At 52.8% G+C, this 7,688-nt stretch carries 10 protein-coding genes; 9 read left to right on the top strand and 1 reads right to left on the bottom strand.

Annotated features, from left to right (window positions below; translation table 11 throughout):
* From WC317_06725 to WC317_06685, 9 genes are all read left to right on the top strand, one after another.
* Positions 1-536: DUF362 domain-containing protein (locus WC317_06725; protein ID MFA5339820.1), on the top strand; the 536-nt coding region annotated here is incomplete at its 5' end.
* Between the two features lie 4 nt (positions 537-540).
* Positions 541-1,578, top strand: coding sequence for an S-methyl-5-thioribose-1-phosphate isomerase (gene mtnA, locus WC317_06720; protein MFA5339819.1), 1,038 nt, complete (start codon positions 541-543; stop codon positions 1,576-1,578).
* Positions 1,556-2,470 (top strand): thiamine-phosphate kinase, encoded by a 915-nt coding sequence (gene thiL, locus WC317_06715; GenBank protein ID MFA5339818.1) that lies wholly within the window; start codon positions 1,556-1,558, stop codon positions 2,468-2,470. The genes mtnA and thiL overlap by 23 nt, the downstream gene beginning before the upstream one ends.
* Positions 2,471-2,890 (top strand): tRNA (adenosine(37)-N6)-threonylcarbamoyltransferase complex ATPase subunit type 1 TsaE, encoded by a 420-nt coding sequence (gene tsaE / locus WC317_06710; protein ID MFA5339817.1) that lies wholly within the window; start codon positions 2,471-2,473, stop codon positions 2,888-2,890. It abuts the gene before it with no gap.
* Complete coding sequence (gene tsaB / locus WC317_06705) at positions 2,887-3,573, top strand: tRNA (adenosine(37)-N6)-threonylcarbamoyltransferase complex dimerization subunit type 1 TsaB (protein MFA5339816.1); 687 nt, start codon at positions 2,887-2,889, stop codon at positions 3,571-3,573. The genes tsaE and tsaB overlap by 4 nt, the downstream gene beginning before the upstream one ends.
* On the top strand, positions 3,570-4,748 hold the full coding sequence (gene alr / locus WC317_06700) for an alanine racemase (protein MFA5339815.1): 1,179 nt from the start codon (positions 3,570-3,572) through the stop codon (positions 4,746-4,748). The genes tsaB and alr overlap by 4 nt, the downstream gene beginning before the upstream one ends.
* Positions 4,741-5,445, top strand: a complete 705-nt coding sequence (locus WC317_06695; GenBank protein MFA5339814.1) for an alpha/beta hydrolase — start codon at positions 4,741-4,743, stop codon at positions 5,443-5,445. The genes alr and WC317_06695 overlap by 8 nt, the downstream gene beginning before the upstream one ends.
* Positions 5,446-5,503: 58 nt before the next feature.
* Entirely contained in the window at positions 5,504-5,842 is a 339-nt protein-coding gene (locus tag WC317_06690; GenBank protein MFA5339813.1) for a type II toxin-antitoxin system Phd/YefM family antitoxin, read from the top strand.
* Positions 5,835-6,086 carry a type II toxin-antitoxin system RelE/ParE family toxin gene (locus WC317_06685; protein ID MFA5339812.1) on the top strand — a complete coding sequence of 84 codons (252 nt, stop codon included), beginning with the start codon at positions 5,835-5,837 and terminating at the stop codon, positions 6,084-6,086. The genes WC317_06690 and WC317_06685 overlap by 8 nt, the downstream gene beginning before the upstream one ends.
* A gap of 3 nt (positions 6,087-6,089) precedes the next feature.
* On the opposite strand, the gene WC317_06680 is transcribed toward WC317_06685, so the two are convergent.
* Positions 6,090-7,391: an integron integrase gene (locus tag WC317_06680; protein MFA5339811.1), complete on the bottom strand. Its 1,302-nt coding sequence runs from the start codon at positions 7,389-7,391 to the stop codon at positions 6,090-6,092.
* Positions 7,392-7,688: the final 297 nt, after the last annotated feature.

Genomic DNA, 7,688 nt, shown 5'->3' with positions numbered 1-7,688 from the left:
GGCTCGTAGTGATGGACGGGATCGTTGCTATGGAAGGCAACGGGCCGGCCGGAGGAGAACTCCGGAACGCGAACCTTGTGATGGCGAGCAACGACTGCGTGGCCTGCGACGCGGTATACGCCGGGCTGGTCGGCATCGAACCGCTACGGCTCCCCATAACCGCCGAGGCGTACAAGCGGAAATTAGGCGAGGCCGACCTTTCAAAAATAGAGGTCCTCGGAGAAAGCATCGAAAGCGCGAGGATACGCGGTTTCAAGCTGCCGGCTACCTCGATAATGATGAAAGTCCCGAAGCCGGTCTTCAAATGGCTCTCGAAAGCTATCAGGTTTTTCCCCGTAATTAATGATAAAATATGCAAGAAGTGCCTGATATGCGAAAAGAGCTGCCCGGCGAAGTGCATCACGATAAAAGAGGAAGGCTCGAGGATAGATTACAGGCGCTGCATTAAGTGTTTCTGCTGCCACGAGCTCTGTCCCCATGCCGCCATCTCGGTGGGGCGCAGCTTCCTGGCGAAAATGTTCGGGAAAATGGTGTAAAATAATGGCTATCCGGACGATAAGATGGGACGCCCAAAAGTCGGGCGGGGCAATAAAGATAATAGACCAGACCCTGTTGCCGAACAAGCTCGTATACCTGAGTTTCCGCGACGTAAAAAAATTTTGGCATGCGATAAAAAAATTGCAGGTGCGCGGCGCTCCGGCGTTGGGCGTGGCCGCCGCGTACGGGGCTTACCTGGGCGTCAAGAAGTCGAGGGCCAAAAATTATAATGAGCTTATCCGTGAATTGGACCGCGTCATAAAGTTCATCGGTTCGGCCAGGCCGACCGCGGTAAACCTCTTCTGGGGCCTCGACAGGATGCGCGCCGCAGCCGTAAAAAATAAGCATAGGCCGGTCGAGGCGATAAAGAAGGCGCTTCTCGCCGAGGCGCATAAAGTATATGAGGAGGACAGGGCGATATGCAGGAAGATGGCCGTATACGGCGCGCGGCTCATTAAGGACGGCGATGTTATATTGACGCACTGCAACGCCGGAGCGCTGGCGACGGCCGATTACGGGACCGCGTTAGGCGTGATATACATGGCGAAGGAGAAGGGCAAGCGCGTAAAAGTATATGCCGATGAGACGCGGCCCCTTTTGCAGGGCGCGCGCCTTACCGCGTGGGAACTGATGCGCGAGGGGATAGATGTCACGCTCATCTGCGATAACATGGCCGCGCATGTGATGAGCCTGGGCAAGGTCACGAAGGTCATCGTCGGCGCTGACAGGATAACGCGTAACGGCGACGCGGCGAACAAGATCGGAACTTACGGGGTGGCGGTCCTCGCGAAATACCACAAGATACCTTTTTATGTCGTCGCGCCGGTCTCGACCATAGATTTCAACCTGCCATACGGCAGGTTGATCCCGATCGAGGAGAGGCGCGGCGAGGAGATCACGACTATCCGCGGGAAGATGCTCGCGCCGAAAGGGGTAAAAACATATTGCCCGGCATTCGACGTCACGCCTGCGGCGCTCATCACCGCGATAGTCACTGAGAAAGGGGTTTTTAAGCCGGATGAAATTAAAAAGATTAGGTGAGGCAGGGCTTATAGCCCGGCTCGCGAAGAATTTTAAGACGGGCAAAGACATTGTCCGCGGCATCGGCGACGACTGCGCGGTAATACGCGTATCGAAGAAAAAATACCTGCTTGTCACCATCGACATGCTCCTCGAGGACGTCGATTTTAGGATGAAGGACGCGACGGCTTTCCAAATAGGATGGAAGTCGCTCGCCTGCGGGTTAAGCGATATCGCCTCGATGGGCGGCGTAGCGAAATACGCGGTCGTCTCTTTGGGCCTTCCGAAAAAACTGAGCGTTGAATTCGTAGACGAGATATACCGCGGGATAAAGGCGCTCGCCAGGAGGTTCGATGTCGAGATAGTCGGCGGGGACACGAATTCTTCCGGGAAACTCGTCATAGATGTCGCGGTCATCGGGTTCGTAGAGCCGGATAAAGCCGCGTTCAGGAGCGGCGCCAGGACCGGCGATATAATATGCGTGACAGGCGCGCTCGGCGGATCATATAAAAGCAAGAAGCATCTCGTGTTTACCCCCCGTCTTAAAGAAGCGCGCTACCTTGTAAATAATTTCAAGATAACCTCGATGATAGATATCTCGGACGGGCTTTCGACCGACTTGAACCATATCGCGAAGCAGAGCGGCGCGGGCGCCTGCATATACGAGGAACTGATACCGGTCTCGAAAGGCGCCAGGGGCGTAAACGCGGCGTTAAACGAAGGGGAAGACTTCGAGTTATTGTTCACGATGCCGCTGGCCGAGGCGCGCAGGCTTGCCCGGAAGAACATGGAATTGAACGGCGTGAGGATATCGCAGATAGGGGAGATACTCGATAAAAAGATCGGGGTGAAGATCATAGCCCCGGACGGGACGACAAAAGAGCTGAAGCCAAAAGGATTTTCCCATTTTTAGATGAATTTCACGACAGCGAACGCTGAAGAGACGATAAGATTGGGGGAGAAGATAGCCAAGCGCTTTAAGCCAGGCGACCTGGTCGCGCTCTCAGGTGAGCTGGGCGCGGGCAAGACCACCCTGGTCAAGGGGATAGCCAAGGGCCTCGGCGTAAAGGATTACAGGTATGTCAACAGCCCGTCGTTCGTCCTCGTGAAAGAATATAAAGGAAAGATCCCGCTCTTCCATTTCGATATCTACCGGCTCAATAATTTGAAGGATATCGAAGATATCGGCTATGAGGATTACCTCGCGCGCAAAGGCGTCATTGTCATAGAATGGTCGGGTAAGATGGCGCGCATATTGCCAAAGAGGCGTTTAGATATCGCGTTGAAGATAAAGAATCCCAACGAACGTACGATCAGTATAAAGGAAGCATGAAGATCCTCGCGGTAGATACCACATCCAAATATCTCTCCCTCGCGATAACCGACGGGGAAAAAGTCATCGCGGGTTTCCATAGGGTGATGGACCAGCGGCAATGTGAACAGCTTTTGCCGCAGATAGACAAGCTGCTCAAGAAGGCGAAGCTGAAACTGAAGGATATCAACTGCATAGCGTTCTCGAAAGGCCCGGGGTCACTGACGGCTTTGCGCATCGGCGCCGCGGCCGTGAAAGGTTTTGCGCTCGGGGCAGGGATCAGGATCGCCGGAGTCCCGACTCTCGACGCGCTCGCGTATAATATAAAAGAGGAAGGCAAGCTGATCGTCCCGATCATTGACGCGCGCCGCGGCAACGTTTACGCGTCGGCATATTCCTTCAAGAACGGTAAATTGCGCCGGCACCTGAAATATTCGGTCGGCCCTGTCGCCGAATTGCTGAAATCTATCAAGGGCGACGCGGTCTTTTTGGGCGACGGGCTGGCCGCTTACAGGAAGACGATCGAGGATAATTTTAAGCACGAGGCCGGATTCGCCCCGGAGAAGCTTTGGTATCTCAGGGCTGAGACAGTCGCCGGTCTGGGTCATGAACTGGCGAAAAGGAATAAATTCGAAGAAGCGGATAAATTTGTCCCGTTGTATTTATATCCGAAGGACATCCAGGTGAGAGGCCTTAGAAAATGAGCCCCGCACGCGCGCGCAGGACAAGCCCTGCGAAAAGCAGGACAAGCCCTGCGAAAAGCAGGACAAGCCGTCCGACGTGGACCGAGATCGACCTCGACGCCATCTCCCATAATTATCACGCGATAAAGGCGCGCCTCTCTAAAGACACTAATATACTCGCCGTCGTGAAGGCGAACGCGTATGGCTACGGGATGGTAGAGGTCGCGCGCCGGCTGCAGAAAGAGAAAGTCCCATATTTGGGCGTCGCGTGCGTCGACGAGGGGATCACTCTCCGCCGCGCAGGGATAAGGACGCCGGTGCTCGTCCTTTCCTCGGTCCTCCCGAAAGAAGCGGATTACGCGCTCTATTATGACCTTACGCTTACCGTATGCGACAAGGCCCTTGCCTCGGCCATAGACAAGGCGGCGCGCAAATTAAGGAAACAGGCGCTCGTCCACGTGAAGGTCGATACAGGGATGGGCAGGCTCGGCGTATGGCATGATGAGGCCGGCCGCCTTATAAAGGACCTGTTAAGTTTCAGGAATATAGTGATCGAGGGGATATTCACGCACTTCGCGAGCGCGGACGAGGAAGATGTCCGTTATACCTCCGGCCAGATAGAGAATTTCAAGCGCCTTGCCACCGAGATGGAGATAAGCGGCATCGAGATCCAGTACGTGCACGCGGCGAACTCTGCCGGCGCCATGATGTATAAAGATTCCCACTTCAATATGGTGCGGCCCGGGCTTATGCTTTACGGCCTATACCCGAACCAGAACCTGATGAGCACGGTGAAATTAAAACCGGCGCTTTCACTCAAGACGAGAATAATATACCTCAAGAAGACGCCGCCGGGCAGGTTTATCAGTTACGGCAGGACGCATATGACCGACAGGGAGACGGTGATCGCCACGCTTCCGGTCGGGTATGCCGACGGGCTCAACAGGCACCTCTCGAACAAAGGGGAGGTGCTCGTGCGCGGATGGCGCGCTCCGGTAGTCGGGCGCATATGCATGGACCATACGATGGTAGACGTCGGCGGAATAAAAGGCGCGAAGGTCGGCGATGAGGCGGTCATTATCGGTTCCCAGAAAGGCGAGACTATCACGGTCGAGGATATAGCCGAACTTCTCGATACCATCCCGTATGAGGTCGTCTGTTGGATCTCCGCCCGCGTGCCGCGCATATATGTTTAGTCCGGGTAAAAATAATCTTAGGAAATACGGCAAGGCGCCTTTTACCGTCGCGGTCATCCACGGCGGGCCGGGCGGGGCAGGAGAGGCCGCGCCGGTCGCTCGCGAACTCTCATCGAAATACGGCGTCCTCGAGCCGCTCCAGACCGCAATGTCAGTCGACGGGCAGGTCGAAGAATTAAAAGTTGTCCTGGAGAAAGAAGCGGAACTTCCTGTCGTGTTAATAGGTCATTCGTGGGGAGCCTGGTTGAGCCTTATACTTGCGGCAAAACATCCCGTTTTGGTAAAAAAACTTATCCTCGTCGCAAGCGGGCCGTTTGAAGAGAAATATGCCGCCCAGATATCAAAGGCCAGGCTTGACCGCATGGATAAGGAAATAGTGCCCGATGCCTATGACCCGATCGAGGGCAAGCCTGAGCCGATCGATTATAAGGGAGCCATATTCAATAGCGTGTGGCCGGAAGCCGAGGAGTTAAGAAGGAGCGGAAAACTGCTCGAGTTCGTGAAAGATATCAGGTGCCCGGTCGTCGCTATCCACGGTGACTACGACCCGCATCCCGCCGAAGGCGTCCAAAAGCCGCTATCGGCCATACTTAAGAACTTCCGGTTTATCCTCCTTGATCACTGCGGCCATAAGCCGTGGATAGAGAAGGACGCGAGGGAGAAATTTTTCGAGCTTCTCGAAAAAGAATTGAATTAATATTTTTGAAAGAAAACATCCCTTCTTTACGTCTACTATAATAAAGGAGGGATTTATTATGCCCAACACGGCGCAGCAGGAAGCCAGGATCAAGGGCTTTACAAATTGTACAGAATATTGTACAATTATGCAGGAGGTGAGAAAGATGGATTTTATCGTACCGATATCGGAAGCAAGGAGTAAACTGCCCGGGCTGATCAAGAAGATCTCCTCGGCAGGCAAGCGCCTGATAATAACGAGGAACGGGAGGGCGGAGGCGGTCATGATCTCTCCGGAAGAATTGGAGACCCTGGAGGTCATGGCCGACCAAAAATTACTCCGTTCTATTTTAAGGGCAGAGGAGGATATCCGCGAAGGAAAGTTATATTCGCATAAGGATATCTTCAAGAATGTATAGCGTATTGTATACAAGGGAAGCGAAGGAATCGATAGGCAGGTTATCCCTCAAGAAGAAGCGCCAGATAAAAGACGCTGTCGAGCGTATCGCCCAAGATCCGGCGATCGGAAAATGCCTTACCGGCGACCTCAAGGGGCTATTATCTTACCGCTCAGGAGACTACAGGATAATTTACCGGATATACCACAAAGAGATAACGGTCATAATACTGACCGTAGCCCACAGGAAGGATGTTTATAGGTAGAGGCTATTGTTTATCGGCAGTCGCGTAAAGCTTATCCAGCGGACTCCGCGGCGCATTTGAGATATCGCGTATCACATGGGTGTATATCATCGTCGTCTCGACGTGGCTGTGCCCCAAAAGCTCCTGGACTTCCCGTATATTTACTCCGTTAAGCAACAGATGGGTGGCGAAGCTGTGCCTTAACGTGTGCACAGTGGCATGCTTGGCTATTCCCGCTTTCTTTACCGCCTCAGACATCGCGTCCTGTATGGTCTTCGGGCTCATATAGAAACGTCTGACCTTTCCGGTATCGCGGTCAGGGGAGAGCTTTGCCGACGGGAAGGCGAATTGCCATCCGAAATCTTTGACAGCTTTCGGGTATTTGCGTTCAAGCGCATCAGGCAGCCAGGCTTCCCCGTATCCGGCGGCTAGGTCTTTCTCGTGTATCTTTTTGACCTCTTTAAGGTGCGCACGCAATTCTGCCTTCAGATATTCCGGTAGGACGGTACTTCTGTCCTTATCGCCCTTGCCGCTTCTTATGAATATCATTCCCGCTTCAAAATCGATATCTTTTACCCGCAAGCACGTCAGTTCGGAAATGCGCATGCCAGTGCCGTATAATAGCTGCAGGATAAGCTTGTCCTTGCCCGTTACACTGTCAAATATCTCGCGGACCTCGTTCTCGGTCAGGACGACGGGAAGTTTCGGGCCGCGTTTCGCGCGGACCGCGCCTGCGATGTCTTCGAGCCCTATCATCAGCACCCCCCTGAACAGGAACAAGAGGGCGTTAAAGGCCTGGTTTTGGGAAGAGGAGGAAACTTTCTTTTTAATTGCAAGAAAGCTCAGGTAATCACGCACATCCTCGCTTGAAAGACCCGATTTTTGGATATCCTTCTTACGGACACTGACTAGATACTCAAAAAAACCTTTTGCCCAGTTGACATAAGTGCGCTCAGTCTTGTATGAATAATGTTTAACCCTGATGGCTTTGCCCATCGCGATTATAATAGAAGCAGGATCTGACCTGTCGTTTATCTGGGATAGGGTTGAATTCGGACCGAGTTTCGCGGCACTCTTGTCAAACTGCTCAAAATAGAGCTTCAGGGCGGTTTCCGCCTGGTTCATCTGCCAGTTCGCGATCCCCGGGGAATCGGAGAGTTGCTCAAGGAATTTTCGTCTTTTTTCCTGAAAATCCGCGCCCTCATCCTCATCAGAAAAGGCGACGAATTTGCTTACCCAGCGAGCGTAGAAGGGGGCATGTTTTTCATCGGCAAAGCCTCTTGAAACCAGGAATTTCTGGAAATCAGGCAGGATCTCTACAAACATTTTTTCTCCCCAAAAGTACAAAAACCCATAAATTACGAATTCGTATTTCCTGCTATTATAGGCCAAAGGCGAAATCTGTCAACAAAAATTGTGTTGTAAAGTCAGGCGAAAATGGTATACTTCCGTTTAGGCAGTACAAAGACCCATAAACTACGAATTCGTATATTATATGTTAGGCAGAGGAGGATGTATGAATGCGATAGCGTCGGTCGGTTTCCACATTATCTACTTTTTTGGAGCGATTATTCTTCTAGTGTTTTTCTTCGACCGCTCGCGCCAGCGTGCTTCTTGGGCGCA

The sequence above is a fragment of the Candidatus Omnitrophota bacterium genome, assembly GCA_041653595.1.
In the GTDB taxonomy this organism is placed as follows: domain Bacteria; phylum Omnitrophota; class Gorgyraeia; order Pluralincolimonadales; family Pluralincolimonadaceae; genus Pluralincolimonas.
The sequence above is the reverse complement of the archived record's forward strand: the minus strand, read 5'-3'. Positions and strand labels throughout refer to the sequence as shown.

Excerpts from the sequence above, each read along its gene's own strand:
- tsaE (MFA5339817.1), top strand. The coding sequence starts at position 2,471 with ATGAATTTCACGACAGCGAACGCTGAAGAGACGATAAGATTGGGGGAG.
- tsaB (MFA5339816.1), top strand. The coding sequence starts at position 2,887 with ATGAAGATCCTCGCGGTAGATACCACATCCAAATATCTCTCCCTCGCG.
- mtnA (MFA5339819.1), top strand. The coding sequence starts at position 541 with ATGGCTATCCGGACGATAAGATGGGACGCCCAAAAGTCGGGCGGGGCA.
- WC317_06680 (MFA5339811.1), bottom strand. The coding sequence starts at position 7,391 with ATGTTTGTAGAGATCCTGCCTGATTTCCAGAAATTCCTGGTTTCAAGA.
- WC317_06685 (MFA5339812.1), top strand. The coding sequence starts at position 5,835 with ATGTATAGCGTATTGTATACAAGGGAAGCGAAGGAATCGATAGGCAGG.
- WC317_06695 (MFA5339814.1), top strand. The coding sequence starts at position 4,741 with ATGTTTAGTCCGGGTAAAAATAATCTTAGGAAATACGGCAAGGCGCCT.
- thiL (MFA5339818.1), top strand. The coding sequence starts at position 1,556 with ATGAAATTAAAAAGATTAGGTGAGGCAGGGCTTATAGCCCGGCTCGCG.
- alr (MFA5339815.1), top strand. The coding sequence starts at position 3,570 with ATGAGCCCCGCACGCGCGCGCAGGACAAGCCCTGCGAAAAGCAGGACA.
- WC317_06690 (MFA5339813.1), top strand. The coding sequence starts at position 5,504 with ATGCCCAACACGGCGCAGCAGGAAGCCAGGATCAAGGGCTTTACAAAT.